This is a genomic window from Kiloniellales bacterium (assembly GCA_030066685.1).
Taxonomy (GTDB): Bacteria; Pseudomonadota; Alphaproteobacteria; order Kiloniellales; family JAKSBE01; genus JAKSBE01.
The window spans coordinates 18,379-44,941 of sequence record JASJBF010000004.1; the positions used below are offsets into that span (position 1 = coordinate 18,379).

General features: G+C 68.1%; 23 protein-coding genes. 19 read left to right on the top strand and 4 right to left on the bottom strand.

Annotated elements, in window-relative coordinates; genetic code table 11:
- The first annotated feature begins 124 nt into the window (after positions 1-124).
- From QNJ30_05215 to QNJ30_05250, 8 genes are all read left to right on the top strand, one after another.
- Positions 125-1,657: a DHA2 family efflux MFS transporter permease subunit gene (locus QNJ30_05215; protein MDJ0942838.1), complete on the top strand. Its 1,533-nt coding sequence runs from the start codon at positions 125-127 to the stop codon at positions 1,655-1,657.
- A gap of 61 nt (positions 1,658-1,718) precedes the next feature.
- Positions 1,719-2,858 (top strand): isobutyryl-CoA dehydrogenase, encoded by a 1,140-nt coding sequence (locus QNJ30_05220; protein MDJ0942839.1) that lies wholly within the window; start codon positions 1,719-1,721, stop codon positions 2,856-2,858.
- 151 nt (positions 2,859-3,009) lie between these two features.
- Positions 3,010-4,071, top strand: coding sequence for an enoyl-CoA hydratase/isomerase family protein (locus QNJ30_05225; protein MDJ0942840.1), 1,062 nt, complete (start codon positions 3,010-3,012; stop codon positions 4,069-4,071).
- A gap of 211 nt (positions 4,072-4,282) precedes the next feature.
- Positions 4,283-5,911, top strand: a complete 1,629-nt coding sequence (locus tag QNJ30_05230; GenBank protein MDJ0942841.1) for a VWA domain-containing protein — start codon at positions 4,283-4,285, stop codon at positions 5,909-5,911.
- Between the two features lie 136 nt (positions 5,912-6,047).
- Positions 6,048-6,935: a 3-hydroxyisobutyrate dehydrogenase gene (gene mmsB / locus QNJ30_05235; GenBank protein MDJ0942842.1), complete on the top strand. Its 888-nt coding sequence runs from the start codon at positions 6,048-6,050 to the stop codon at positions 6,933-6,935.
- A gap of 115 nt (positions 6,936-7,050) precedes the next feature.
- On the top strand, positions 7,051-7,521 hold the full coding sequence (locus QNJ30_05240) for a helix-turn-helix domain-containing protein (protein MDJ0942843.1): 471 nt from the start codon (positions 7,051-7,053) through the stop codon (positions 7,519-7,521).
- A 658-nt stretch (positions 7,522-8,179) separates the two neighbouring features.
- Positions 8,180-9,184, top strand: a complete 1,005-nt coding sequence (locus QNJ30_05245) for a hypothetical protein (protein ID MDJ0942844.1) — start codon at positions 8,180-8,182, stop codon at positions 9,182-9,184.
- A gap of 8 nt (positions 9,185-9,192) precedes the next feature.
- On the top strand, positions 9,193-10,887 hold the full coding sequence (locus QNJ30_05250; GenBank protein ID MDJ0942845.1) for a M14 family metallopeptidase: 1,695 nt from the start codon (positions 9,193-9,195) through the stop codon (positions 10,885-10,887).
- Positions 10,888-10,890: 3 nt separating this feature from the next.
- Here the strand turns inward: QNJ30_05250 and QNJ30_05255 are convergent, their stop codons facing one another.
- From QNJ30_05255 to QNJ30_05265, 3 genes are all read right to left on the bottom strand, one after another.
- Positions 10,891-11,985, bottom strand: a complete 1,095-nt coding sequence (locus QNJ30_05255) for an NADH:flavin oxidoreductase/NADH oxidase (protein ID MDJ0942846.1) — start codon at positions 11,983-11,985, stop codon at positions 10,891-10,893.
- A 176-nt stretch (positions 11,986-12,161) separates the two neighbouring features.
- Complete coding sequence (locus QNJ30_05260) at positions 12,162-14,573, bottom strand: response regulator (protein MDJ0942847.1); 2,412 nt, start codon at positions 14,571-14,573, stop codon at positions 12,162-12,164.
- A gap of 187 nt (positions 14,574-14,760) precedes the next feature.
- A complete protein-coding gene (locus QNJ30_05265) occupies positions 14,761-15,993 on the bottom strand; it encodes an acyl-CoA dehydrogenase (GenBank protein ID MDJ0942848.1) in 1,233 nt (410 codons plus the stop codon).
- A gap of 114 nt (positions 15,994-16,107) precedes the next feature.
- On the opposite strand from QNJ30_05265, the gene QNJ30_05270 reads away from it, so the two are divergent.
- From QNJ30_05270 to QNJ30_05300, 7 genes are all read left to right on the top strand, one after another.
- Complete coding sequence (locus QNJ30_05270) at positions 16,108-16,308, top strand: hypothetical protein (protein MDJ0942849.1); 201 nt, start codon at positions 16,108-16,110, stop codon at positions 16,306-16,308.
- 286 nt (positions 16,309-16,594) lie between these two features.
- Positions 16,595-17,530 (top strand): branched-chain amino acid ABC transporter permease LivH, encoded by a 936-nt coding sequence (locus QNJ30_05275; GenBank protein ID MDJ0942850.1) that lies wholly within the window; start codon positions 16,595-16,597, stop codon positions 17,528-17,530.
- Between the two features lie 4 nt (positions 17,531-17,534).
- Positions 17,535-19,076, top strand: a complete 1,542-nt coding sequence (livM, locus tag QNJ30_05280; GenBank protein ID MDJ0942851.1) for a high-affinity branched-chain amino acid ABC transporter permease LivM — start codon at positions 17,535-17,537, stop codon at positions 19,074-19,076.
- A gap of 5 nt (positions 19,077-19,081) precedes the next feature.
- Positions 19,082-19,960, top strand: a complete 879-nt coding sequence (locus tag QNJ30_05285) for an ATP-binding cassette domain-containing protein (protein ID MDJ0942852.1) — start codon at positions 19,082-19,084, stop codon at positions 19,958-19,960.
- A gap of 5 nt (positions 19,961-19,965) precedes the next feature.
- Complete coding sequence (locus QNJ30_05290) at positions 19,966-20,685, top strand: ABC transporter ATP-binding protein (GenBank protein MDJ0942853.1); 720 nt, start codon at positions 19,966-19,968, stop codon at positions 20,683-20,685.
- 13 nt (positions 20,686-20,698) lie between these two features.
- On the top strand, positions 20,699-21,046 hold the full coding sequence (locus QNJ30_05295; protein MDJ0942854.1) for a hypothetical protein: 348 nt from the start codon (positions 20,699-20,701) through the stop codon (positions 21,044-21,046).
- Positions 21,047-21,203: 157 nt separating this feature from the next.
- Positions 21,204-22,307, top strand: a complete 1,104-nt coding sequence (locus QNJ30_05300) for a branched-chain amino acid ABC transporter substrate-binding protein (GenBank protein ID MDJ0942855.1) — start codon at positions 21,204-21,206, stop codon at positions 22,305-22,307.
- Positions 22,308-22,420: 113 nt separating this feature from the next.
- Here QNJ30_05300 and QNJ30_05305 read toward each other — a convergent pair whose 3' ends face one another.
- The gene (locus QNJ30_05305; protein ID MDJ0942856.1) at positions 22,421-22,897 is read right to left on the bottom strand and encodes a MucR family transcriptional regulator; all 477 of its coding nucleotides are present in this window, start codon (positions 22,895-22,897) and stop codon (positions 22,421-22,423) included.
- Positions 22,898-23,178: 281 nt separating this feature from the next.
- Here QNJ30_05305 and rpiB point away from each other — a divergent pair, with 281 nt between their 5' ends.
- From rpiB to ribD, 4 genes are read left to right on the top strand one after another with little or no spacing between them, the layout of a single operon-like run.
- Positions 23,179-23,613, top strand: a complete 435-nt coding sequence (rpiB, locus tag QNJ30_05310) for a ribose 5-phosphate isomerase B (GenBank protein ID MDJ0942857.1) — start codon at positions 23,179-23,181, stop codon at positions 23,611-23,613.
- A gap of 27 nt (positions 23,614-23,640) precedes the next feature.
- Positions 23,641-24,951, top strand: a complete 1,311-nt coding sequence (gene glyA, locus QNJ30_05315) for a serine hydroxymethyltransferase (GenBank protein MDJ0942858.1) — start codon at positions 23,641-23,643, stop codon at positions 24,949-24,951.
- Positions 24,952-25,004: 53 nt separating this feature from the next.
- Positions 25,005-25,463, top strand: a complete 459-nt coding sequence (gene nrdR / locus QNJ30_05320; GenBank protein ID MDJ0942859.1) for a transcriptional regulator NrdR — start codon at positions 25,005-25,007, stop codon at positions 25,461-25,463.
- A 19-nt stretch (positions 25,464-25,482) separates the two neighbouring features.
- Positions 25,483-26,562, top strand: a complete 1,080-nt coding sequence (gene ribD, locus QNJ30_05325; protein MDJ0942860.1) for a bifunctional diaminohydroxyphosphoribosylaminopyrimidine deaminase/5-amino-6-(5-phosphoribosylamino)uracil reductase RibD — start codon at positions 25,483-25,485, stop codon at positions 26,560-26,562.
- The last annotated feature ends 1 nt before the right edge of the window (position 26,563 follow it).

Here is a 26,563-nt window from a genome sequence, read left to right on the forward strand (position 1 = left end):
GGCACCGCTTGATGGGTGCCGCTCCGCGCTTTGGCGCCGAAGCTGCGAGAGGAGCCGGGACGGAGAGGCGATGTCGAGCGTCGGCGCAACGGAGCGGCCGGGAGTGAAGGGGCAGGAAACGCAAGTGGCGGGCTGGCGGGTCTGGCTCGGCTTCTCGGCCATGTGCGTCGGCATGTTCATGGCGATCCTGGACATCCAGATCGTCGCCACCTCCCTGCCGGCGATCCGCGCGGCGCTGGGCATCTCGGCCGACCGGATGAGCTGGATCCAGACCAGCTACCTGATCGCCGAGGTCATCGCGATCCCCATGACCGGCCTGCTGACCCGGGCGCTCTCGCTGCGCGGCCTCTTCCTGGCCGCGCTCAGCCTCTTCACCCTGGCCTCGATCGGCTGCGCGATGGCAGAGAGCCTGCCGGCCCTGATCGCCGCCCGGGTCGTGCAGGGCCTGGCCGGCGGTTGCCTGATCCCCCTGGTCTTCTCGGCGGTCTTCCTGCTCTTTCCGGAGCGCCACCAGCCGACCGCGACCACCATCGCCGGGGTCCTGGCGGTCCTGGCGCCGACCCTCGGCCCGACCGTCGGCGGCTACATCACCGAGACCTACTCCTGGCCCTGGCTGTTTCTGGTCAACGTCGCCCCGGGCATCCTGGCCTGCGGAATCGGCTATGCCCTGCTGCCGCGCGCCGCCGGCCAGCGCGGGCTGCTCAAGTCCCTGGACTGGACCGCGCTGGCGGCCCTGGCGGTGGCCCTGGCCTCCTTGGAGATCCTGCTGAAGGAGGCGCCGGAGCGCGGCTGGCTCTCCGGCCTGGCGCTGGCCCTGCTGGCGCTCTTCGTCTTCCCGGGCCTGCTCTTCATCGGCCGCTCGCTCCAACGCACCCGGCCGCTCGCGAACCTCCGGCTGTTCCGCCAGCGCGACTTCGCCGTCGGCTCGGCGGCCAGCTTCGTGCTCGGGATCGGGCTCTTCGGTTCGGTCTACCTGATGCCGGTCTTCCTCGGCCTGGTGCGCGACCACGGCGCGCTGACCATCGGCCTGATCATGCTGGTCACCGGCTGCGCCCAGCTGCTCACCGCGCCGATCACCGTGCGCCTCGAGCTGCGCTGCGACGCCCGGCTTCTGGCCGCGCTCGGCTTTGCCTGCTTCGCCATCGGCCTCGGCCTCAGCGCCTTCCAGACCCGCGAGACCGACTTCGAGGAGATGTTCTGGCCCCAGGCGATCCGCGGCGCCGCGATCATGTTCTGCCTGATCCCGCCGACCTGGATCGCCCTCAGCCGCCTCGCGCCCGAGCAAGTCCCCGACGGCAGCGCGCTCTTCAACCTGATGCGCAACCTGGGCGGCGCCATCGGCATCGGCCTGATCGACACCGTGATCTGGAACCGGGCGCCGGTGCACGCCGAGCGCCTGGGCGAGCAGGTGTTGGCCCGCGACGCCGCGGCGGCCGACTTCGTCGGCATCGACCTGGCCCTGGTCCCTGCCGAGCCGACCCCGGATATGCTGGCCATGGTCGCGCCGCTCTTCGAGAAGGCCGGCCTGGTCATGGCGATCAACGAGGCCTGGGGCCTGGTCGCCGTCCTGACGCTCTCGGTCCTGCTTGTGCTGCCCCTGGCCCGCGCCGCGCCGCGGCTGGGCGCTCCGGAGATCGAGGGCAGGGCGGCCGATTGACAGCCGGAGGCCGGCCTCTATCATCCGGGCGCCGCCGTCTCAGCCAGTTCGAGCCGAAGCCATGGACTTCCAGCTTTCCGAGGAGCAGCGCGCCTTCCAGGAGATGGCGCGGGACTTCGCCGCCAAGGAGATGGCGCCCTTTGCGGCCGGCTGGGACGAGGACGAGGTCTTCCCGGTCGAGGCCCTGCGCAAGGCCGCGGCGCTCGGCTTTGCCGGGGTCTACGTGCGCGACGACGTCGGCGGCTCGGCGCTCGGCCGGCTCGACGCCGCGGTCATCTTCGAGGAGCTGGCCGGCGGCTGCACCTCCACCGCGGCCTACATCTCGATCCACAACATGGCCGCCTGGATGATCGACCGCTTCGGCAGCGACGGGCAGCGCCATGCCTTCCTGCCGAAGCTCATGACCATGGAGCACTTCGCCAGCTACTGCCTGACCGAGCCGGGCGCCGGCTCGGACGCGGGGTCGCTGCGGACCCGGGCCGAGCGGAACGGCGAGGACTACGTCCTCAACGGGAGCAAGGCCTTCATCTCCGGCGGCGGGGCCAGCGACGTCTACGTGGTCATGTGCCGCACCGGAGATGACGGCCCCAAGGGCATCTCGACCCTAGTCGTGCCCAAGGGCACCGAGGGCCTGTCCTTCGGCAAGAAGGAGAAGAAGCTCGGCTGGAACAGCCAGCCCACGGCCATGGTGATCTTCGAGAACGCCCGGGTCCCGGTCGCCAACCGCCTGGGCGCCGAGGGCGACGGCTTCAAGATCGCCATGAGCGGCCTGGACGGCGGCCGGATCAACATCTCAGCCTGCTCGATCGGCGGCGCCCGGGCCTGCCTCGAGGCGGCGACCGGCTATGCCCGGGAGCGCAAGCAGTTCGGCCAGGCCCTGGCCGACTTCCAGGCCCTGCGCTTCAAGCTCGCCGACATGGCGACCGAACTGGAGGCCGCCCGGCTGATGGTGCAGCGCGCCGCCGACGCCCTCGACCGGGGCGATCCCGGCGCCACGGCGGCCTGCGCCATGGCCAAGCGCTTCGCCACCGACGCTGGTTTCCGAATCTGTAACGAGGCGCTTCAGGTCCACGGCGGCTACGGCTACCTCAAGGACTACCCGATCGAGCGCTACCTGCGCGACGTCCGGGTCCACCAGATCCTTGAAGGCACCAACGAGATCATGCGCCTGATCGTCGCCCGCCATCTGCTGGGGCGGTGAGGACACGGGGTGTTCCAGGTTTTCCAACTGTCATGCCCGGACTTGATCCGGGCATCCACGGAGCAGCGGCACGATCGATGGCCGGGTCAAGCCCGGCCATGACAGCGGGGGTGGGATAAAGGATGCAGCGTTCAACGAAGGGGAGTGGAGGATGAGCGAAACCCAGGAGCCGGAGATCGTCTTCGCGCGGCGCGGGCCGCTGGCGGTGGCGACGCTCAATCGGCCCACGGCGCTCAACACCCTGACCCAGAGCATGATGCACGCCTATCATCCCCGCCTCGCCGACTGGGCCGGCAACCCCGGGGTCTCGGCGGTGGTGATCCGGGCGACTGGCAGCCGGGCCTTCTGCGCCGGCGGGGACGTCCTGAAGATCTGGGAGGCGATCCGCGAGGGCAGCGATATGCCGGTCGTCTTCTTTCGGGAAGAATATGCCCTCAACCACGATATTCACCGTTTTCCAAAGCCTTACATCGCTTTTCTCGACGGGATCGTGATGGGCGGCGGGGTCGGGCTCTCGGTCCACGGCAGCCATCGCATCGTCACCGAGAACACCGCCTTCGCCATGCCCGAGACCGGGATCGGCCTCTTCCCGGACGTCGGCGGCACTTACTTCCTGACCCGGATGGAGGGCGAGCTCGGGATGTTCCTGGGCCTCACGGGCCAGCGGCTCAAGGCCGCCGACTGTCTCTACAGCGGGGTCGGCACCCACCACGTCGAAAGCGCCCGGCTCGACGATCTGGTGGCTGCCCTGGCCGAAGCCGAAGTCGCGACGGGGTCGGAGGTCGACGCGGTCCTCGCCGACTTCACGAGCGATCCCGGTCCGGCGCCCCTGGCCGAGCAGCGCGAAGCCATCGACCGCTGCTTCTCCGGCGACAGCGTCGAGGCGATCCTGGCGGCGCTCGAGGCCGAGGCAACGCCCTGGGCGGAGAAGCAGCTGGCCCTGCTGGGACGCTGCTCGCCGACCAGCCTGAAGCTCACCTTCCGCCAATTGCGCCAGGGGCGGGGGCTCTCCTTCGCCCAGGCCATGACCATGGAGTACCGGCTCAGCCAGGCCTGCATGTTCGGCCACGACTTCCCCGAGGGCGTGCGCGCGCTGCTGATCGACAAGGACAACGCCCCGGACTGGCGGCCGGCCAGCCTCGAAGAGGTCAGCGACGAGATGATCACCGCTTGCTTCCGCCCCCTGGGGGACAAGGATTTGATTCTCACCTGACGCCGGCCCACGAGCGTCCTGCCGAAAACTTGCCGTCCTTTCGCACCGAGTCCGCCGCGAAGCCGCCGGATCCCGGCCCGATTGCCCTGATATCTCCACCCCTCTGCCCCGGATGAGGCGGCCTCGGGGCGGCGCATCCGCTGCTCCACCCGTTTGGCCGGCGGTCCTTTTCCGGGGCCGTTGTCAGCAATCCCAACGATCGGGGGGCAGTATGAAACCCAAGAAAACCACCAAGACCGCGGCGGCGCTGATCGCGCTGGCCGCTGTCCTCGCCGGCTGCGAGTCTCCCACTGAGGAGACCACGGCATCTACGTCCACCGCCACGGCCGCGGCCGAGGTGTCGGCACCTCTGGCCGGTCCTGCGGCCTTGGCCCGACACGTCGGTGACGCCGATCTGCGGGCGCCGTCCGAGCCACTGGACCGGGAGCGCTACCAGCACCTGGAGGAGAACCCGGTCAAGCTGGTGGCCGAGGCGCCGGTCTCGACCTTCAGCGTCGACGTCGACACCGGGTCCTACAGCAACGTCCGGCGCTTCCTCGATTCCGGCCGCATGCCGCCAGGCGATGCGGTGCGAATCGAAGAGCTGGTCAACTACTTCGACTACGCCTACCCGGGCCCCAAGGACCGGCAGCAGCCCTTCGCGGTGACCACCGAGGTGGCCCGAACGCCCTGGAACCCGGACACCCACCTGCTGCGGATCGGGATCAAGGGCTTCGATATCGAGCTCGGCGAGCGGCCGCCGGCGAACCTGGTCTTCCTGGTCGACGTCTCCGGCTCGATGGACATGCCGGACAAGCTGCCCCTGGTGATCCGGAGCCTGAAGCTGCTCACCCAGAAAATGACGGTCAAAGATCGGATCTCGCTGGTGGTCTATGCCGGCGCGGCCGGGGCCGTGCTGGAGCCAACGCCGGGCGACGAGCGGGCGAAGATCCGGGCCGCCCTGGAGCGGCTGCGCGCCGGCGGCCGGACCGCGGGCGCGGCCGGCATCAAGCTGGCCTATGACTTCGCCGAGAAGGCCTGGATCGAGGGCGGGATCAACCGGGTGATCCTGGCCACCGACGGCGACTTCAACGTTGGCGTGGCGAACGTCGAGGCCCTGAAGGATTTGGTCGCGCGCAAACGCAAGACCGGCATTACCTTGACGGTCCTGGGCTTCGGCACCGGCAACTACCAAGAGGCCCTGATTGAGCAGATCGCCGACGTCGGCAACGGCAACTACGCCTACATCGACCGCCTGGCCGAGGCGCGCAAGGTCCTGGTCAGGGACATGTCCTCGACGCTCTTCACCATCGCCCAGGACGTCAAGGTCCAGATCGAGTTCAACCCGGCCGTAGTCGGCGAGTACCGCCTGATCGGCTTCGAGAACCGCCTTCTGGCCCGGGAGGACTTCCGCAACGACAAGGTCGACGCCGGCGACATCGGCGCCGGCCACACGGTCACGGCACTCTACGAGATCGCACTGGTCGACAGCCCCGGGCTGAAGATCGATCCGCTGCGCTACCAGGCAACGGTCGCCCCGGTCTACGATCCAGGTGACTCGGAGTTTGCCTTGCTGAAGCTGCGCTACAAGCTGCCCGGGGAGGACGAGAGCCGGCTGATCGAGCAGCCGCTCGAGCGGGCGTTGCTCGAGGATGGCGGGGGCAATCCCAGCGCGGATTTCCGCTTCGCGGCCGCCGTCTCGGCCTTTGGCCAGATTCTTCGGGATGGCCGATACACCAACGGCTTCGGCTACAACGACGTCCGGGCCCTGGCGCGGGACGCCAAGGGCGAAGACCGCTTCGGCTATCGCGCCGGCTTCCTCGAACTGGTCGACCTGGCCCAGGACCTGGATCCGTCCTAGGCCGGTCGGGGACCGAAGGGGCGCCGCGGGTCCTCCACCCCGCGGCGCCCCGGTCTTCGCGGCGCGCTTGTGTTTTCCGCGTGCCTGCGGGAAATAGACGGCAAGCAAGAAGACAGTCACGAATGGGGAGGACGCTATGGCCAAGATCGGCTTCATCGGCCTGGGCAACATGGGGCTGCCCATGGCGAAGAACCTGCTGGCCGCGGGCCACGCGGTGACCGGCTTCGATGTCGCGGCGGCCAGCCTCGAGGCTGCGGCGGCGGCCGGAATCACGACCGCCGGCAGCGCGGCCGAGGCCGCCCGGGGCGCCGAGGTCGTCGTCTCCATGCTGCCGGCCGGCCAGCACGTCCGCGCGGTCTACACCGGCGACGGCGGGGTCATCGCGGCGGCCGAGCCGGGGGCCCTGGTGATCGACAGCTCGACCATCGACGTCGCGGCGGCGCGCGAGGTCAACCGAGCCGCCGAGGCGGCCGGTCTTGAGATGCTGGACGCCCCGGTCTCCGGCGGCATCGCCGGGGCGGAAGCCGGCACCCTGACCTTCATGGTTGGCGGCAGCGACCAGGCCTTCGCCCGGGCCCAGCCTCTCCTCGACGTCATGGGCAAGAACGTCATCCACGCCGGCGGGCCGGGCACCGGCCAGGCGGCCAAGGTCTGCAACAACATGATCCTTGGGATCTCGATGATCGCGCTGTCCGAGGCCTTCACCCTGGCCGAGGCCCTGGGCCTGGGGCACCGGAAGCTCTTCGAAATCAGCTCCAAGGCCTCCGGCTCCTGCTGGGCCATGCTGAACCACCTGCCGGTGCCGGGCATCGTCGAGACCTCGGCCGCCAACCGCGACTATAAGCCGGGCTTCTCGGCGGCCATGATGCACAAGGATCTGAAGCTGTCCCAGGCCGCGGCCGACCAGGCCGGCGTGGCGACGCCCCTGGGCGCGGAAGCGGCCGCGCTTTATACACTATTTGTTAATAGTGGTAACGAGGACCTTGATTATTCAGCAATAGTCAAGCTGATCAAGGGCCGTTGAAATGTGCGTAAAGTAAACCCGAACTTCGCCATTAAAACTTGTTTAACCGCTTGCGGTTACGGTCAAGACAGGTGGCCGGCCAGAAGGGCCGGCGGAGCTAGCCTGGAGACCGACCGTGAAAGTCCTTTACTTGGAAACCATTGCCCTCGTCGAGCGTCTTCACCGCCAGTGCCTGGAAGTGGTGAAGGCCGAGCTTGAACGCCTGGGCATCCGGGACCTCAACAGCGTCCAAGCCATGATCCTCTTCAACATCGGCGATGCCGAGTTGACGGTCGGCGAGCTCACGCAGCGTGGCTACTACCAGGGCTCCAACGTGTCCTACAACGTCAAGAAGATGGTCGAGCACGGCTACCTGATCCAGGAGCGCTCGCAGCACGACCGCCGGTCCTTCCACGTCCGCGTCTCGGACAAGGGCCTCGAGGTCTGCCAGGCGATCAACAAGCTCTTCGACCGCCACGTCAGCGAGCTGACCAACGGCACCGCCTCGCCGGACGCCCTGCGCGATGCCAACCAGGAGCTGTCCAAGCTGCAGCATTTCTGGACCCTGCCGCAGCACTACGGCGGCCGCATGACCTCCGCCGCCTGATCTCCCGCCATCGGCCGTCCGCGGCGGGCGGCTCCCCCGGGGGCGACCTCTAGCCTCCAGCGGCCCCTTCGGCCGTTGCACCGCGCCTATCATCTTTATCCAACCAAGGCCTGCGGCCGTCCCGCGCTCCTTGGTGTAAGGCTTCGCGCATAGGCGCGCCGCTGGTGCCTGCCGCGCCGACCCCTGGATACCGCCTTCCCAAATCCGGGCCCAGGCCGAAGGACGTGATGGCGCTGCCATCAATGCGCGCTCCTGCCGTGCCCGGTCACGGCCGACCTTCTCCGACCGCCGTCCATCGCTTGACACGACACAAGCGGACCCGCTGCCGGTCGCTGGGACTATTGCCATCTACGGCGCGCCAAGCGGCACGAGAGGGCCAGCTTCACGTAAGCGCCATGCAACACTGGGTTGATCTTTTGACGCACTGCGCAGATCATCAGTAGAGGCTTACAACGCAGCCGGTTTGAGCTGCGGCGCGGAGACGACAAGAGCCGCTGCTTCGGACGCGTCTCCGCAGCAAGGATGGGAGGTTAGTTCTATGCGCAGACAGCGAGGGGCGGCGGTACGGAATGTGACCGCCGCTTTGCTTTTGGCCGGTCTTCTCTGCGGTGCGTCGACCTCAGTGATGGCGCAATCCGCGTCGGGCGAAGGCGATCTCGTGTCGAGCCGCGTCGCCGAGCTGCTCGAGATCGTGGCAGGGGCCGATGCCCAATCCGACGCCGCCGTCCTCGCCCTCGAGGCAGTCCAGGCGGACGGCGGGCTCTCCATCGCGGCGCGAGAGCAGATCCTGCACGACTTCGCGCTGCAACTGCGTGCGGAGGCGGAGAGCGCGGCTGGGCGAGAGGCCCTGCGGTCCCTGACCGGATATCAGAGCCAGGTGCTGGTCCAGCACGAGGAGCGGGGCCCGGCACTGATCCCGAGATGGCGCGTCGCGGGCGTCGCCCGCGGCACCCTGGCCCTTTGGGATCGTGTGGCCGCGGCGGCGGGCGCCCAGCGGCAGCTCGCGGCCGGGACGATGGACCTGGCGGGCGCGCTGTCCAAGGCCGAAAGCGCTCAGGACACGGCTGCGCTCGCGCAGGCCCTCAGCGCCGCGCCGCCGGATCAGCTGCGCGCCCAGCGCAGTCAGCTCCTGGCGATGCTGGAAAGCAACGACGCCATGGCGCCGGCCGCGGCCGAAGCCGCGCTGCGGCTGGGGGACGCCGAGCTCGCCGCTGCCGTCCTGGCCTCGGGCGACCGCCGCACCGCGGTCCGGCTGATCGCCGGCCTCGGTGAGAGTCTGCCCGCCGAGGCAGCCTTCCCGATCCTGCGGGACGCGAGCCGGGACGAGGTCTTGGCCTCCGCCGCCATCCTGGAGATCGGCAAGTCGGCAGGCGAGCTGCCGGCCGCCCAGGCCTTCCTGCTCGAGACCCTGGCCGACCCCGAGCACGGCGGTTCCGCGGCGGCCGCCCTTGCCGCCGTGGACGGCGACGAGATGGTCGCAGCGGTGGCCGGAACGCTGGAGGCCAGCGACGACGAGGCCGTGCAGAGCAAGGCGGTTCTGATGCTGGCCCTGGATGGCTCGCCCCAGGCCCGGGAGAGCCTGCGCGCCTTCGCGCTGCGGCCCGACGTCTCCGATCAGCTGCGGCAGGACGTCTTGACTTGGCTTCGGGAGGGAGCGGAATGATGGCCAGGATGAATAGGGGCCTTGCGGCCATTGCATTTCTGACCGCATCGCTCGGCGTTGTGGCAAATGCCCAGGAAGTTGAAACCTATACCGAGTTCGGCGGCCCGCTGGCCCTGGGCTATCCGGTGCCGCTGCCGGTCGACTCCCTGACCCCGGTCGACGGCTTCCGGTCCTTCGCCAGCCTGCAGGCGCGGCATCTCGACCTCGCCTTCAGCAGCAAACGCATCGAGCCGATCGTGATCGGGCGCACGCTCGAGGGCCGGCCGATCATCGCCTACCGCTTCGGAGATCGGAACAAGCGGACCGTGGAAGGCCTGCGCGAAGGCGCGATGCTGGTCAACGGCACCATCCATGCCCGCGAATGGCAGTCGCCGGAGGTCGTGACCGAGATCTTCGAGCGCCTGGCCCTGAACGACCGGGACGACGGCCTCTTCGAGTATCTCTCGGACAACGCCAACATCATCGTGATTCCGACCCTGAACATCGACGGCTTCCTGCAGACCCAGCGCTGGCCCGACCAGGTGGTCCTGGGCGAGACGGGCTCGCCCCGCGACGGCCGGCAGAGGCGCAAGAACAAGCTGGACGTGGACGATGACCTCTTCACCCTGGAAGACCATCTCCTGGGCGTCGACCTCAACCGCAACTTCCCGGTCGGCTTCGGCGGTGGCAGCCCGGAGCCCGAGAGCATCGTCTATCACGGTCCTTTTCCGCTCAGCGAGGTCGAGAGCCAGGCCCTGACCGCGGCGGCCGAGCTGGGCCCTGAAAACCGCCTCAGGAGCTTCGTCGACATCCATTCCTTCACCAAGCTTCTCTTCATCCCCAACACCGGCAATGCGCGGCGCGATGCGATCACCGAGTCCTTGTCCCAGAAGGTGCAGAGCACCCTGGCTAGCTTCGGATCGAACTATGCCTTGATCCCGCTGGCCGTCGGGGACGTCATCGGTGCCACCGACGAGTTTTTCGCGGAGACCTACCAGGTTCCCTCCTGGACCTTCGAGATCGAGCCGGACGAGAACGGCGGCCTGAACTACGGCGGCTTCGGGGCGCCCAACGACGGCTTCATGCTGCCGGACTCCCAGATCGCGCGGGTGCGCGACGAGGTCGCGCAGCAGCAAGTCATGCTGTTCTACCACCAGGCCGGTCCGCCCTCGATCGTGGCCGTGCGGGTGATCGACCGCAGCAACGGCAAGACCGTCTACCGGGCCGACTGGAAGGTCCGGGGCAACGGCAAGCGGCGGGTCCTGCGGGTGCGGACCAACAAGCGGCTGCGCGCCGACCGTCCCTACCGGCTCTGGGTAGCCTTCGACAAGCCGATGCGGGTCCGGCAGGCCGGCGACGTCGTGCCCTTCCCGGGGCTGATCCAGCCCAACCTGCCGATGGTCGAGCTTTCGGCCGAGGGCCAGTCGGTTAGCTTCGAAAGCCTGAGCTGGCTGAACGAGCCTGGCAAGGCGCCCGACGGCTACCGGCGCTACGAGGACGACGCCTTCGCGGCCGACTTCACCCTGCCGGCCGGCCTCGACGGGACGCCGCTCCAGCTCGCGGTCACGGTCGCCGACTTCGCCCTGCAGCAGCTTGACGCCAACCCCCGGACGCCGGTCGACTGGGTCGACGGCGCCTGGTCGGGCTACGAAGACGAGACCGGTACGGAGGGTGACGTCGGCGGGACCGATTCGACCCTGCTCATCGGCCGCGCCGCGTACTGAGGGTCACTTGCCGAAGGCCTGCGGCCAGCGCGCCGGCATGCAGCGGAGGTACTGCTCGGCATAGGCGGTCTCGGCGCCCAGTTCCCGGGCGGCGTGCCAGGCCCAGCGCGGGTCGTACATCATGCCCCGGGCCAGCATGACCAGGTCGGCCCGGCCCTCGGCGATGATGGCCTCGGCCTGGCGGGCCCGGTTGATCATGCCGACCGCAGTGACCGGGATCGAGACCGCCCTCTTGACCGCGGCGGCGAAGCCGACCTGGTAGCCCGGGCCGACGGCGATCTTCTGCCGGTGGTCGATGCCGCCCGAGGTGATGTCGACGAAGTCGCAGCCCAGGTCCTCCAGGGCCTGGGCGAAGGCGATGGTGTCCTCGATCGTGGTCCCGCCCTCCACCCAGTCGACGGCGCTGATCCGAACGCCCAGCGGCTTCTCGGCCGGCCAGGCCCGGCGCACCGCCTCGAAGACCTCGAGCGGGTAGCGCAGACGCTTCTCCAGGCTGCCGCCGTAGGGGTCGTCGCGTCGGTTTGAGAGCGGCGAGAAGAACTGGTTCAGCAGGTAGCCGTGGCCGGCGTGGAGTTCCAGCACGTCGACCCCGAGCCGGCGGCAGCCTTCCGTGGCCTGCACGAACTCCTCGCGGATCTCATCCATGCCCGCCCGGTCCAGCGCCTGGGGCAGGTGCCAGTCCGGGGCGAAGGGCAGGGCCGAGGGACCGAGGGTCAGCCAAGCGCCTTCTTCCGCGGTCAGCGGCCGGCTGCCGTCCAGCGGCGTGTGGCAGGAGGCCTTGCGCCCGGCGTGGGCCAGCTGGACCCCCAGCTTGGCCACACCCCAGCGGCGGCAGAAGTCGAACACCCGGCCCATCGCCGCCTCCTGCTCGTCGTTCCACAGGCCGGCGCAGCGCGGCGTGATCCGGCCGACCGCCGAGACGTGGGTCGCCTCGGTGAAGACCAGGCCGGCGGCGCCCATGGCGAACTGGCCCAAGTGCATGAGGTGCCAGTCGTGCATGCAGCCCTCCTCGGCGACGTACTGGCACATCGGGGAGACCACGATCCGGTTCGGCAGTTCGAGATCCCGAAGTCGAATCGGCGAGAAAAGCTGGCTCACGGCACCTCCCCTGGTCTGGGGCCACGGCATCCGGGAACGGCGCGGGCCGCGCCCCGGAGGCTGACTACACAAGGGCGGCGAAAGGCTGTCCAGGGAAAAGGGGGCGGAGCCTGCCGGCACGCCGGCGCTCTGCGCCCGCTCGGCTCCGATCGTAGGCGGCTCGACCTGTCGGGTGATCAGGAGGCCTTGGCGCCTTTCCGGGCGGCGCCCTCCAGCGCCATGTGGATCTTCGCCCGCATCTCGTCGAGGTCGATCGGCTTGGTGATGTAGTCGTCCATGCCGGCGGCGATGTACTCCTCCCGATCTCCGCGCATGGCGTTGGCCGTCACCGCGAGGATCGGGCAGTCGGCGTTGGGGTTGTCCAGGGACCTGATGCGCCGCGTGGCTTCGAGGCCGTTCATGATCGGCAGCTGGACGTCCATCAGGATCAGGTCGTAGGGATGGCGCTGCGCCGCCTGCACCGCCTCGACGCCGTCGGCGGCGCTGTCCACGCGGTAGCCGGCCTGCTTGAGCACGGTGGTGACGAGCTGCTGGTTGACCGGGTTGTCTTCGACCAGGAGCACCCTGACCTTCGCCGGGCCGCCTTGCGGGCGGGTTGCCTCCTCGGTGCCGACGGCTCGCGCGGAAGCGCCGTCTGCCGAAGTTTCGCGGTCCTCGAGCAGCTCGTGGATCGTTCGCAGCAGGGCGCTCTGCAGGACCGGCTTGGGGCAGGAGGCGTCGAAGCCGAGGGCTTCCTCCTCCGAGCCGGGTTCGATGCCGGAGGAGGCGAGGATCAGCCGCAGCCCGAGGAATTGCGGCTGCGATCTGATCTGCTTGCAGAGCGCGATGCCGTCGGTCTCCGGCATCATGCGATCGATCACCGCTAGATCGTAGGGGCGACCGCTGCCCGCGGCCTCGGTCAGCTGGGCCAAGGCCAACTTGGCGTTGGCGACCAGGTCGACCTCGGCGCCGAAGCCCTCCAGCTGCAGCTTGAAAATGCGCCGGTTGAGGGCATTGTCGTCGACCACCAGCAGCCGTCGGCCGGCAATGTCGATCTCCTGGCGCTTCCGGATCGTCTCCGCCGGCGGGACCACGTCCTGGAGGCGGACCCGCACCCAGAAGGTGCTGCCCTTGCCCTCGGTGCTATCGACTCCGATCTCGCCTTGCATCAGGGCGGTGAGCTCCTTGCTGATTGCCAGGCCAAGGCCTGAGCCCTCGAACTTCCGCTCGGCGGAGGTGTCGGCCTGGGAGAAGCGGTCGAAGATCGTCTCGAGCTTGTCTTCGGCGATGCCGATCCCGGTGTCCGAAACGGCGAAGAGCAGGTCCCTTTCGCCAGCCTTCCCGGCGCCGGCCTGCTTGATCTCGATGGTGACGCCGCCGCTTTCGGTGAACTTGATCGCGTTGCCGACCAGGTTGATAAGGATCTGGCGCAGGCGGCCCGGGTCGCCACGCAGCTTCTCTGGCAGCGAGGGGTCGACGAAGCTGCTGAGGTCGAGGTGCTTGGCGGCCGCCTGGGCGCCGAGCAAGGTGACCACGTCGGCGAGGATCTCCTCGACGCCGAAATCCTCGACGTCGAGCTTCAGGGAGCCGGATTCCATCCTGGAGAAATCGAGAATGTCGTTGAGCAGCGACAGCAGGGAGGTGCCGGAGGAGCGCAGGGTCTCGACGAACTCCTTTTGCTGGGCGGTCAGCTTGGTGTCCAGCAGCAGGTTGGCGAAGCCCAGGACGCCGTTCATGGGCGTCCGAATCTCGTGGCTCATGATGGCCAGGAACCTGCGCTTGGCTTCCTCCGAGGCGATTGCCTTGTCGCGGTCGGCCAGGACCGCGCGCTGGCTTTCCAGGACGGTCCGCAGCATCGGCTCGTGGATCAGGAGCGCGCTGCCCAAAGCCACCAGGCCGACGGCGATGCCGGCGGCGAGCAGGACCAGGAAGGCGAAGGAAGCCGTCTCGCCCGAGCTGTTGCGGATCGCGGCGGCGGCTTCTTCGAAGGCCGGTCGGATGCTGAACACGCTCAGGGTCTCGATCGCCTCGATGTTGGCGGCTTGAGCGCTGCCGTCGAGCCGCTCGGCGGTGACGATCGGATGGGCCAGCTCGATCAGCTCGCCGATCATCGTCTCCAGGGCCGGGTCGACGTCGTCCTCGTCGGCCTCCCAGATCTCCTGGAGCTCGGCCGGCATCTCTTCATCGGCGATGTCGAAGCCCTTCGCGGCGGCTTCCCCGTCGACCTGGATCGACTCCGCGATCTCGTCCCAGGCCGCCTCCTCCTCTTCCTCGTGTCCCTCCTCCGACTCGGCCACGCCGTCCTCGTCGGCGAAACGAAGCGCGGTGAAGGCCAAGACCAGGTCGCGATAGGCCGACTCCAGAAGGGTGCGCTGCCCCGCCGTGATCTCGCCCTGCTCGGACTGGCTGCGCGCCCTGAGGATCTCGACCTCGAGCTGGCTCTCGGCCGCGATCAGCTGGACGAAGGCCATGAAGTAGCCGGCATTGGCGCGGAGCTTCTGAAGTTCCAGGTAGCCGAGCGACACCGAGGCCGCCAGGCTGAGAAGGATCGCGGCGGTCGCCGCCCAGTATCTGGAGCGCAGAAACGCGCGCGTGACGGTGTGCGGCATTTGGGACCACCGGAGAACTGAAGGGGACTCAGGTGACCGATCATAGGCCAAAAGGGTTAATATTGCGCCAGGAAGAGTGAAGAATTAGCCCATATAAATTAGTTATATTGGTTCAAGAGCGGGGATGCCGCGCCCGGCGCGTCCTCTCCCTGCCTCCAAGTCCTGAAGAGTCGCCGGCGCCGGCCGCTCAGAAGAAGGCCTGGATTCCGGTCTGGGCGCGGCCCAGGATCAGGGCGTGGATGTCGTGGGTGCCCTCGTAGGTGTTGACCGCCTCCAGGTTCATGACGTGGCGGATCACGTGGTACTCGTCGGCGACGCCGTTGCCGCCGTGCATGTCGCGGGCGGTGCGGGCGATGTCCAGGGCCTTGCCGCAGGAGTTGCGCTTGGCCAGCGAGATCGCCTCCGGCGCGGCGCGGCCCTCGTCCATCAGCCGGCCCAGGCGCAGGCAGGTCTGCAGGCCGATGGTGATCTCGGTCTGCATGTCGGCCAGCTTCTTCTGGATCAGTTGGTTGGCGGCCAGGGGCCGGCCGAACTGCTTGCGCTCCAGCGTGTAGTCGCGCGCGGCGTGCCAGCAGAACTCGGCCGCGCCCAGGGCGCCCCAGGCGATGCCGTAGCGGGCCCGGTTTAGGCAGCCGAAGGGCCCCTTCAGGCCCTTGACCTCAGGCAGCAGGTTCGCCTCAGGGACCTCGACGTCGTCCATGACGATCTCGCCCGTGATCGAGGCCCGCAGCGAGAACTTGCCCTCGATCTTGGGCGCCGAGAGCCCCTTCATGCCCTTCTCCAGGATGAAGCCGCGGATCTCGTCCTCGGGCTCGGTCCGGGCCCAGACCACGAAGACGTCGGCGATGGGCGAGTTGGTGATCCACATCTTGGCGCCCTTGAGGAGGTAACCGCCGTCCACCTTGCGCGCCCGGGTCGCCATGCCGGCCGGGTCGGAGCCGTGGTCCGGCTCGGTCAGGCCGAAGCAGCCGACCAGCTCGCCGGTCGCCAGGCGCGGCAGGTACTTGCGGCGCTGGGCCTCGCTGCCGTAGGCGTGGATCGGGTGCATGACCAGGCTGGACTGCACGCTCATGGCCGAGCGGTAGCCGCTGTCGACCCGCTCGACCTCGCGCGCGACCAGGCCGTAGCTGACGTAGTTAACCCCGGCGCAGCCGTAGTCCTCGGGCAGGGTCGAGCCCAGGAAGCCGAGCGCGCCCATCTCGGTCATGATCTCCCGGTCGAAGCGCTCGTGCCGGTTGGCCTCGAGCACCCGGGTCATCAGCTTTTCCTGGCAGTAGGCCCGGGCGGCGTCGCGGACCAGGCGCTCGTCCTCGGTAAGCTGCTCATCCAGCAGCAGCGGGTCCTCCCAGGCGAAGCTGGCGCGGGCGGAGGGGGCGGCGGCACTGGGGTCTTTCAGGGGCACCGGCTCGGCAGGGCTCATCGGGCTGTCCTCGATCGCTTTGCTCGTCTGGCTTTAGATAATACCTTGTCGGGGCCCCGTCGAGCCAGGGCGCCGGGCAGGCGGGCCGGACGGGGCGGCGGAGGCCGAATCGACATGGCGGAGCAGCCGGACGACCTCGGCGAGGTCATCTACGAGTTCATACCGATGGGCCGCTACGTCAAGGTCGCCGCGGTCGACCCGGCGACCCTGACCGAGGTCTCGATCGTCGGCGACCCGGCGGCGGGCGAAACCCTGCTGAAGCGCCAGGCCCGGCGCAAGCTGGCTTACGTCCTGGCCAAGAAAGCCGGGAACTGATCAAGCGGACTCGGCGCCGAAGCCGTGTCCGGCAGCTTTCCGCCTTGCCTTGGGACCGCCGCTTGCGCTATGAGCCTGCCGGGAAAGGCGGGGGGCGTCTTCGGGCGCGGCTCCGCCCAGCGATAATAAAAGCATGAACGGGGAGCGGATCTTGGCAGCGGCCAGTCCCGCCTTCTGGTCACACTCGCGACCGCAACCACCGAAACGTGTCAGCGCGACCCGCCGACAGCAATCCGGTCTCTCCGGGCCGGCGCCGTCCGCGCACGGCCGGCCCTGAGAGGCGTGGATGGAAGACACCTTTGCCTATTTCCTGGACCAGCTGATCAACGGCCTGACCCTGGGCTCGATCTACGGCCTGATCGCGATCGGCTACACCATGGTCTACGGCATCATCGGCATGATCAACTTCGCCCACGGCGAGATCTTCATGATCGGCTCCTTCCTGGCGCTGATCGCGATCCTGCTGTTCGGCGTGACCGGCAGCTGGGTGCCGCTCGCCCTGATCTCGGTCCTGCTGGTGGTCATGGTGCTGTCGATGCTGCTGACCGCCGTCTATGGCTGGACCCTGGAACGGGTCGCCTACCGGCCGCTCCGGGGCTCGCCGCGCCTGGCGGCCCTGATTACCGCCATCGGGATGTCGATCTTCCTGCAGAACTACGTGCAGCTGCTTCAGAGCGCGCGGATCAAGCCGCTGCAGCCGATCGTGGTCGGCGGCATCGAGATCCTGCGCGAAGGCAACTACATCGTCTCCCTCAGCTACATGCAGATCCTCATCGTGGTGTTGATGGTGGTGCTGATGCTGATCTTTTCCCAGATCATCGGGCGCACCGCCCTGGGCCGAGCCCAGCGCGCCTGCGAGCAGGACCGCGATATGGCCGCCCTGATCGGGATCAATGTCGACCGGACGATCTCCTTGACCTTCGTCATGGGCGCCTCGCTGGCCTCGGTGGCCGGCATGATGTTCCTGCTCTACTACGGGGTGATCGACTTCTTCATCGGCTTCCTGGCCGGGATCAAGGCCTTCACGGCGGCGGTCCTCGGCGGTATCGGCTCGCTGCCCGGCGCTATGCTGGGAGGGCTTCTGATCGGCCTGATCGAGGCCTTCTGGTCCGGCTACTTCACGGTCGAATACAAGGACGTGGCGGCCTTCTCGATCCTGGTCCTGGTCCTGATCTTCCGGCCGACCGGCCTGCTCGGCAAGCCGGACATCGAGAAGGTCTGAGGCCGTGGCCGCGATCGAAACCAGCCCCGCCCACCAGGTCGCCATCGACGTGCCGGGGATCGCCAAGGAGGCCGGGGCGACCTTCCTGGTCGTCGCGGTGCTGTCGATCGGCTTGGTCGGCTTCGAGACCGTCGACGTCCCCGGCGGCATCGAGATCAACTACCGTTTTCTCGATGTCTTCCTCATCAGCTTGATCTGTGCCGCGGGTCGGGTCAGCTGGTGCCTGCAGCGCGATCATCATCCCCTCGCGGGGGCCTTGACCGCGCTGCCCTTCGCCATCTTCTTGACCCCCACCGTCTTCAGCGAAGGCCTCGGCACGCTCTTAGGCAGTCCGGAGCTGGGGACGACGCTGACCGCCCTGCGGCCCTTCAACTCCCCGATCATCATCGGCGTGGTCGCGCTGGTCCACTGGGTGCTCGGGCTGCGCGGCCTCTGGGGCTATCGGCATGCAATCGACGGCCTGACCGCGGAGGAGCGCGAGGCGCGCCTGGACCTCTTCAGCGCACGGGTGCAGACGGTCGCGCGCTATGTCGGCCCGGTGCTGATCGCGCTCGCACTGATCTTTCCCTTCCTGCCGATCGCCGACCGCCGGATGCTCGACATCGCGATCCTGGTGACCACCTACATCATGCTCGGCTGGGGCCTGAACATCGTGGTTGGCCTCGCCGGCCTGCTCGACCTCGGCTACGTCGCCTTCTACGCGGTCGGCGCCTACAGCTACGCGCTGCTGGCGACGACCTACGACCTTGGCTTCTGGGTCTGCCTGCCCTTCGCCGGCCTCATGGCGGCGCTGGCCGGCGTGATCCTCGGCTTCCCGGTGCTGCGCCTGCGCGGCGACTACCTGGCGATCGTCACCCTGGGCTTCGGCGAGATGATCCGGGTGATCCTGCTCAACTGGTACGACTTCACCCGCGGCCCCGACGGCATCTCGGGCATTCCGCGGCCCAGCTTCTTCGGCATCGCCGAGTTCAAGCGCAGCCTGCCGGACGGCCTGACCTTCCACGACCTCTTTGGCGTCGCCTACAGCCCGATCCACCGGATCATCTTCCTCTTCTACCTGATCCTGGCGATGGCGCTGGTGGTCAACTTCTTCACCATGCGGATCCGCAAGCTGCCGGTCGGGCGCGCCTGGGAGGCCCTGCGCGAGGACGAGATCGCCTGCCGCTCGCTGGGCATCAACCCGCGCAACACCAAGCTCACGGCCTTCGGCATCGGCGCCATGTTCGGCGGCTTCGCCGGGTCCTTCTTCGCCACCCGCCAGGGCTTCATCAGCCCGGAGAGCTTCACCTTCATCGAATCGGCGGTGATCCTGGCGATCGTCGTCCTGGGCGGTTTCGGCAGCCAGCTCGGCGTGGTGGTCGCGGCGATTCTCCTGATCGGCCTGCCCGAGTTCTTCCGCGAGCTTCAGCAGTACCGCATGCTCGCCTTCGGCGCCGCCATGGTCCTGATCATGCTGTGGCGGCCGGCCGGCCTGCTGGCCCATCGGGATCCGACGCTTGTGCTCGGCGACGGCAAAGGCGCCGGGCCGCCGGACGACGGGGAGTAGCGGCGATGGACACGACCCCAGCCGCGACCGATCCCGCCGCCCGGCCGCTCTTGAACGTCGAGCACCTGACCATGCGCTTCGGCGGCCTAGTCGCCATTGACGACGTCTCCTTCGCGGCGCGGAACCGGGAGATCACGGCGATCATCGGGCCCAACGGCGCCGGCAAGACCACGGTCTTCAATTGCCTGACCGGCTTCTACAAGCCGACCGTCGGGCGACTGGCCCTGCGCCACCCCAACGGCGAATACCTGCTCGAGCGAATGGAGGGCTATCGGATCGCCCAGGTCGCCAGCGTGGCCAGGACCTTCCAGAACATCCGGCTTTTCCCTAAGATGACGGTCCTGGAAAACCTGATCGTGGCCCAGCACAACAAGCTGATGCGCGCCTCGGGCTTCTCGGTCCTCGGGCTGCTCGGCTTCAAGCAGTACACCCGGGCGGAGCGCGAGGCGATCGACCTGGCCCGCTACTGGCTAGACCAGATCAACCTGACCCCCCTGGCCGACACCGACGCCGGCAACCTGCCCTACGGCGACCAGCGCCGCCTGGAGATCGCCCGGGCCATGTGCACCGAGCCGATTTTGCTCTGCCTGGACGAGCCGGCGGCCGGCCTAAACCCGCGGGAATCCCATGCCCTCAACGAGCTCCTGATCTACATCCGCGACAAGCACGACATCGGCGTCCTGCTGATCGAGCATGACATGAGCGTGGTCATGGAGATCTCGGACCACATCGTGGTCCTGGACTACGGCCGCAAGATCTCGGACGGCACGCCCGAGGCGGTGCGCAGCGATCCCGCGGTGATCCGGGCCTATCTGGGCGAGGAGGGGGACGAAGAGTTGCCGGCCGAGGTGGCAGGCGATCTCAACCCGGAGGCGCAGGCATGACCATGATGCTGAAGATATCCGGCGTCCAGACCTTCTACGGCAACATCCAGGCCCTGAAGGGCGTCGACGTCGAGGTCCGCCAGGGTGAGATCGTGACCCTGATCGGGGCCAACGGCGCCGGCAAGACGACCCTGCTGATGACCATCTGCGGCAATCCTCGCGCGGCGAGCGGCCAGATCGTCTTCGAGGGCAAGGAGATCACCAAGAAGCCGACCTACGAGATCGTCCACATGGGCATTGCGCAGTCGCCCGAAGGCCGGCGGATCTTCCCGCGTATGACCGTGCTGGAAAACCTCCAGATGGGTGCGACCACGGCCGCCAGCGATCACTTCGAGGAGGATCTCGCGCAGGGCTTCAAGCTCTTCCCGATCCTGGAGCAGCGGCGCAACCAGCGCGGCGGCACCCTGTCGGGTGGGGAGCAGCAGATGCTGGCCATCGCCCGCGCCCTGATGGGGCGGCCGCGGCTGTTGTTGCTGGACGAGCCCTCGCTCGGCCTGGCGCCGATGATCGTCAAGCAGATCTTCGAGGTGATCCGGCGGATCAACAAGGAGCAGGGCATGACCGTCCTGCTGGTCGAGCAGAACGCCTTCCATGCCCTGAGGCTCGCCGACAGGGCCTACGTCATGGCCAACGGCCAGATCGTCATGCAGGGCAGCGGTGCCGAACTTCTGGCCGACGAGGAGGTCCGCAAGGCCTACCTCGAAGGCGGCGCGACGGCGGCCTGATCGGAGACGACCCATGCTGGAGCTAATCGGCAGCAGCCTGCCGGCGATGATCGTGGTGACCTTCCTGACGATGGGCTTCTCGGCCTTGATGACGGGGATCGGCCTGGCGACCACATGGCGCCCGGTCTGGCAGGTGATTCCCTATTGCCTCCTGCTCGGCCTCGCCGACCGCTTTCTGGTCTGGAGCCTTTTCAAGGGCGAGCTGCTTCTCCTCTCCGGCTATCTGATCGACACGATCTTTCTCACCCTGGTCTGCCTCCTGGCCTATCGGGTGACCCAGGTACACAGGATGCTGACGCAGTATCCCTGGCTCTACGAGCGCAGCGGGCTTTTGAATTGGCGTGAGAGAAAAAGCGTATAAGTGTCTAAATTAAATAGAAATTGTTCCAGTTGAAGCGATTCTTTAGCATGATAGAATGTCGTCCAGTCCCCGGCCGCTCCGGCCGGGAAGGGATGATCTTCGTGCAAGATGGCGGTGTTGCCGCCACCCCTTCATGAAAGCAGGGAGCAATCCATAGATGCGGAACTTCAAAAGTACGCTGATCGCGGCGGCTGCCTTGACGGTCGCCAGCTACGGCTCGGCAATTGCGGAAATCAAGATCTCCACGGTCGGTCCCATGACCGGGCAATACGCCTCCTTCGGCGAGCAGATGCAGCGCGGCGCTGAGATGGCGGTCAAGGACATCAACGCGGCCGGAGGCGTTCTCGGCCAGAAGCTGCAGCTCCTCGTGGAAGACGATGCCTGTGATCCCAAGCAGGCGGTCGCGGCGGCGAACAAGCTGGCCAGCGAAGGCGTTGCCTTCGTCGCCGGCCACTTCTGCTCCGGATCTTCGATCCCGGCCTCCGACGTCTACGCGGAAGAGAACATCCTGCAGATCTCGCCGGCCTCGACGAACCCACAGCTGACCGAGCGCGGCATGGCCAACGTCTTCCGGGTCTGCGGCCGCGACGACCAGCAGGGCGTGGTTGCCGGCAAGTTCCTGGCCGACACCTTCAAGGGCAAGAAGGTCGCGATCCTTCACGACAAGACCGCTTACGGCAAGGGCCTCGCCGACGAGACCAAGAAGAACATGAACGCGGCCGGTCTGCAGGAGGCCATGTACGAGGCTTATACAGCCGGTGAGAAGGATTATTCGGCGCTGATCTCGAAGATGAAGGCCGCGGGCATCGACGTCTTCTACGTCGGCGGCTACCACACCGAGGCTGGCCTGATGATCCGCCAGGCGCACGAACAGGGCTACAAGCCGCAGCTGGTCTCCGGCGACGCCCTGGTCACCGACGAGTACTGGAAGATCACCGGTGATGCCGGCGCCGGCACCCTGATGACCTTCAGCCCGGACCCGCGCAAGAATGAGGCCGCCGCGCCGCTGGTCCAGCGCTTCCGGGACGCCAACTACGAGCCTGAGGGCTACACCCTCTACACTTACGGCGCCATCCAGGCTTGGGCCCAGGCGGCCGAGAAGGCCGGCTCGACCGATACCGATGCCATGATCAAGACGCTGAAGAGCGAGCAGTTCGACACCGTCCTCGGCAACATCGGCTTCGACGACAAGGGCGATGTGACCGCGCCGGGCTACGTCTGGTACGTCTGGGGTGACGGCCAGTACGACTACGCGAAGTAGTCGGGGTCACTTTCGAGTGAAACGAGACCGGCCCGGCGCAATGCCGGGCCGGTTCTTCATTTCACTGTCGTTGCTGACCGGCTCGAGCACGGCCGGGACGCAGGCCGCCGGGCTCAGCCGTGGCCGTTCGCCCGGCCCGAGGGGTGGCCTTTTCGGACGACGCTGCCGAGGCCCATCTTGCGGGCGAAGTCGGCGCGTTCCTTCGCGTAGGCCGGTGCCACCATGGGGTAGTCCGACGGCAGGCCCCACTTGCTCCTGTACTCGGCCGGAGTCATGCCGTAAGTCGAGCGCAGGTGTCGCTTCAACATCTTGAACTTGCGGCCATCCTCCAGGCAGATTAGAAAGTTGGACCGGACGGACTCCTCGATCGGCACCGCCGGTTTTCGATGCTCGCGGCCGGCCCGGTTGTTGATGTCGGCCAGGGAGTTCCGGACGAGTTCGATGACGACCGGAAGTTCGCCGACCGGCAGGGAATTGTTGCTCGTATAGGCAGCCACCAGTGCCGCCGTCAGCCGAAGCAACTCGGCGTCGGATGCGCGGTCTGCCTGACCTGTGATTTCAGCGGTCTGATCCTGACTGCTCTTGGCCATTATTTCATCGCCCACTAATCAACCTAAGATTGTAGAAACTTGCACACTGGGGCGGGGCTAGTCAATTCCTCCGCTTGGCTTAGCCTCCCCAGGGCCTGTCTTGGTCTCTACGCCGGCCCGCGCCGGGCCGCTGCCGCTGCCTGGCCCGGCCGGCCCGTCGAGACCTTGTGGTGGCTTTTCACCGCACCGCGACATCTGGTACTATCCGCGCCCTTCGGAAGTGCCGGCACCCTCGCGGGCCGGTGCCGCCGAATCTGCACCCCAGAGCCCAAGAGTCCGGAATGACGCAGCAGATCATCGCCCTGGCCTCGGACCATGCCGGCTTCGCCCTGAAGACCGCATTGAAGGACGAGCTGGAGCGGCAAGGCTATGAGGTGCTCGATCTCGGAACCCACGGGACCGAATCGGTCGACTACCCGGATTTCGGGCATGCCATGGGACAGGCCCTCGAGGCCGGGCGCGCCGGGCGCGGCGTGCTGGTCTGCGGCAGCGGAATCGGGATCTCGATCGCTGCCAACCGCCATGGCGGGGTCCGCGCCGCGCTCTGCCACGACGAGACTTCGGCGCGGCTGGCGCGGGCGCACAACGACGCCAACGTCCTGGCCCTGGGCGCGCGCCTGATCGGGCCGGAGGTCGCGAAGAATTGCCTTCAGGTCTTTCTCGAGACGGAATTCGAGGGCGGTCGCCACGTAGGACGGGTCGCCAAGCTGGGCTGAACGCCAAAAGGGGAGGATTGCAAGCAGATGTCCGCACTCGATGCCGCCGCGAAGGAGCCCCCGGTCGGCAGCTTTTTCTCGGCCGGGCTGGCCGAGGCCGATCCCGAGCTCGACGCCGCGATCAGGGACGAGCTGCGCCGCCAGCAGGACCAGATCGAGCTGATCGCGTCCGAGAACATCGTCTCTCTCGCCGTGCTCGAGGCCCAGGGCTCGGTCCTGACCAACAAGTACGCGGAGGGCTATCCCGGACGGCGCTATTACGGCGGCTGCGAATACGTCGACGTGGTCGAGGGCCTGGCCATCGAACGGGCCAAGACCATCTTCGGTTGCGAGTTCGCCAACGTGCAGCCCCACTCGGGCGCCCAGGCGAACCAATGCGTCCTGCTCGGGCTCTGCAAGCCGGGTGACGTCATCATGGGCATGTCGCTCGCCGCCGGCGGGCATCTGACCCACGGGGCGCCGCCCAACCTCTCGGGCAAGTGGTTCCAGGCCGTGCAGTACGGCGTGCGCCGCGAGGACGCCCTGATCGACTTCGAGGAGGTCGAGCAGTTGGCCCGCGCGCACAAGCCCCGCCTGATCGTCGCCGGCGGCTCGGCCTATCCGCGGATCATCGACTTCGCCCGCTTTCGACAGATCGCCGACGCGGTCGGCGCCTATCTCCACGTCGACATGGCGCACTTCGCCGGCCTGGTCGCCGGCGGCGCCCATCCCAGCCCCCTGCCGCATGCCCACGTGGTGACTACGACCACACACAAGACCCTGCGTGGCGGGCGCGGCGGCCTGGTGCTGTCGAACGATCTGGACCTCGGCAAGAAGATCAACTCCGCGGCCTTTCCGGGCCTGCAGGGCGGGCCGCTGATGCACGCCATCGCCGGCAAGGCAGCGGCGCTCGGCGAATGCCTGCAGCCGGAGTTCAAGGCCTATGCCCGCAGGGTGGTCGAGAACGCCCGGGCCCTGGCGGCGACCCTGGTGGAGGGCGGCCTCGATATCGTGACCGGGGGCACCGACACCCATGTCGTCTTGGTCGACCTGCGGCCCAAGGGCCTGACCGGCAAGCAGGCCGAGGAGAGCCTCGACCGGGCCGGTATCACCTGCAACAAGAACGGGATCCCCTTTGATCCGGAGAAGCCGACGGTGACCTCGGGCGTCCGCCTGGGCACACCTGCCGGAACCACCCGCGGCTTCGGGCCGGCCGAGTTCCGTTACGTCGGCGCCCTGATCGGCCGGGTGCTCGACGGCCTGGCCGCGAACCCCGATAACAACGAGCCCGTGGAGCGGGCGGTCCGTGCGGAGGTGCTTGCGCTCTGCCGCAGGTTCCCGATCTATCCGGGGCTCTGAGGCGCCTGGGATTTTGAGACGGAAGGGGAGGTCAGCATTGGGGGGCCGGAACGATGCGTTGCCCGTTCTGCGGTAACGAAGACACCCAGGTAAAGGACTCGCGGCCGACCGAGGACAACTCGGCGATCCGCCGCCGTCGCCAGTGTCCGAACTGCGGCGCCCGCTTCACGACCTTCGAGCGGGTGCAGCTGCGCGAGCTGACGGTGGTCAAAGGCACCGGACAGCGCGAGCCCTTCGACCGGGACAAGCTCCTGCGTTCCATGATGATCGCCTTGCGCAAGCGGCCGGTGGATGCCGAGCGGACCGAACGCGTGGTCAATGGCCTGGTCCGGCGCCTCGAAAGCTCGGGCGAGAGCGAGATCCCCAGCAAGCTGATCGGCGAGATGGTGATGGACGCGCTCTCGGGCCTCGACCCCGTCGCCTATGTGCGCTTCGCCTCGGTCTACCGCAACTTCCGCGAGGCCCGCGACTTCGAGGAGTTCGTTGGCAAGCTCGGCACCGACGGCGACTGATCGCTCCGACCTACGGGAGATGCGCGGCGCCCTGGCCCTGGCCCGGCGCGGGCTCGGCCGGGTCGCACCCAACCCGGCGGTGGGCTGCGTCATCGCCCGAAACGGTCGGGTCCTCGCCCGCGGCTGGACCCAGCCCGGAGGCCGGCCCCACGCCGAGGCCGAGGCGCTGTGGCGGGCCGGAGACGCCGCCAAGGGCGCCACGGCCTACGTGACCCTGGAGCCCTGCGCCCATCATGGCAAGACGCCGCCCTGCGACCAGGCCCTGATCGCCGCTGGCGTTGCGCGCTGTGTCGTCGCCCTGGAGGACCCGGACCCGCGGGTCGCGGGGCGGGGAATCGCGCACCTGAAGGCCGCCGGCATCGCCGTCGAACTCGGGCTCTGCCGCGAGGAGGCCGAGACCGTCAACGCCGGATACCTCCGGCTGCGCGCCGAGGGCCGGCCCCTGGTCGCGCTCAAGCTCGCCTCCACTCTCGACGGCCGGATCGCCACCGCGACCGGCGAGAGCAGGTGGATCACGGGGGAGGCAGCCCGGGCCCGGGCGCACCTGCTGCGGGCGCGGCACGATGCGGTCCTGGTCGGCGCCGGCACCGCCCTGGCCGACGACCCGCGCCTCGACGTCCGCCTGCCGGGGCTGGAGGTGGTGCGGCCGTTGCGCGTCGTGCTCGACGGCGGCTTGGGCCTGCCTCTGTCCCACGATCTGGTCGCACAGGCCGCAGCGCGGCCGAGCTGCCTGGTGACCGGGACGGACGTCGCACAGGAGCGCCTGACCCCATACCGGGACGCCGGGCTGCAAATCCTCCGCGTCGGGCGCGGCCCCGAAGGCCACCTCGATCTGAAGGAGGCCCTGAAGGCCCTGGGCGGGCTCGGCCTGACCCGGGTCCTTGTCGAGGGCGGCGGCCGTCTGGCCGCCGGCCTGCTGAAGGCCGGCCTGGTCGACGAGCTGCACTGGTTCCGCGCGGCCAAGATCATCGGCGGCGACGGCCGTCCGGCGCTTGCCGAGCTCGGGCTGAAGGTGCTGTCGGCGGCGCCGGGCTTCGCCCGCATCGGGCTCGAGATCCTGGACGGCGACGTGCTGGAATCCTTCCGGCGAAGCGCCTAAG

What these genes read in the sequence shown, in the direction of transcription:
- QNJ30_05290 (MDJ0942853.1), top strand. Translation starts at nt 19,966, where the DNA reads ATGCTGAAGATATCCGGCGTCCAGACCTTCTACGGCAACATCCAGGCC.
- mmsB (MDJ0942842.1), top strand. Translation starts at nt 6,048, where the DNA reads ATGGCCAAGATCGGCTTCATCGGCCTGGGCAACATGGGGCTGCCCATG.
- QNJ30_05305 (MDJ0942856.1), bottom strand. Translation starts at nt 22,897, where the DNA reads ATGGCCAAGAGCAGTCAGGATCAGACCGCTGAAATCACAGGTCAGGCA.
- QNJ30_05265 (MDJ0942848.1), bottom strand. Translation starts at nt 15,993, where the DNA reads ATGAGCCCTGCCGAGCCGGTGCCCCTGAAAGACCCCAGTGCCGCCGCC.
- nrdR (MDJ0942859.1), top strand. Translation starts at nt 25,005, where the DNA reads ATGCGTTGCCCGTTCTGCGGTAACGAAGACACCCAGGTAAAGGACTCG.
- QNJ30_05220 (MDJ0942839.1), top strand. Translation starts at nt 1,719, where the DNA reads ATGGACTTCCAGCTTTCCGAGGAGCAGCGCGCCTTCCAGGAGATGGCG.
- ribD (MDJ0942860.1), top strand. Translation starts at nt 25,483, where the DNA reads ATGCGCGGCGCCCTGGCCCTGGCCCGGCGCGGGCTCGGCCGGGTCGCA.
- rpiB (MDJ0942857.1), top strand. Translation starts at nt 23,179, where the DNA reads ATGACGCAGCAGATCATCGCCCTGGCCTCGGACCATGCCGGCTTCGCC.
- QNJ30_05275 (MDJ0942850.1), top strand. Translation starts at nt 16,595, where the DNA reads ATGGAAGACACCTTTGCCTATTTCCTGGACCAGCTGATCAACGGCCTG.
- QNJ30_05260 (MDJ0942847.1), bottom strand. Translation starts at nt 14,573, where the DNA reads ATGCCGCACACCGTCACGCGCGCGTTTCTGCGCTCCAGATACTGGGCG.
- QNJ30_05270 (MDJ0942849.1), top strand. Translation starts at nt 16,108, where the DNA reads ATGGCGGAGCAGCCGGACGACCTCGGCGAGGTCATCTACGAGTTCATA.
- QNJ30_05230 (MDJ0942841.1), top strand. Translation starts at nt 4,283, where the DNA reads ATGAAACCCAAGAAAACCACCAAGACCGCGGCGGCGCTGATCGCGCTG.
- QNJ30_05295 (MDJ0942854.1), top strand. Translation starts at nt 20,699, where the DNA reads ATGCTGGAGCTAATCGGCAGCAGCCTGCCGGCGATGATCGTGGTGACC.
- glyA (MDJ0942858.1), top strand. Translation starts at nt 23,641, where the DNA reads ATGTCCGCACTCGATGCCGCCGCGAAGGAGCCCCCGGTCGGCAGCTTT.
- QNJ30_05250 (MDJ0942845.1), top strand. Translation starts at nt 9,193, where the DNA reads ATGAATAGGGGCCTTGCGGCCATTGCATTTCTGACCGCATCGCTCGGC.
- QNJ30_05285 (MDJ0942852.1), top strand. Translation starts at nt 19,082, where the DNA reads ATGGACACGACCCCAGCCGCGACCGATCCCGCCGCCCGGCCGCTCTTG.
- QNJ30_05225 (MDJ0942840.1), top strand. Translation starts at nt 3,010, where the DNA reads ATGAGCGAAACCCAGGAGCCGGAGATCGTCTTCGCGCGGCGCGGGCCG.
- QNJ30_05300 (MDJ0942855.1), top strand. Translation starts at nt 21,204, where the DNA reads ATGCGGAACTTCAAAAGTACGCTGATCGCGGCGGCTGCCTTGACGGTC.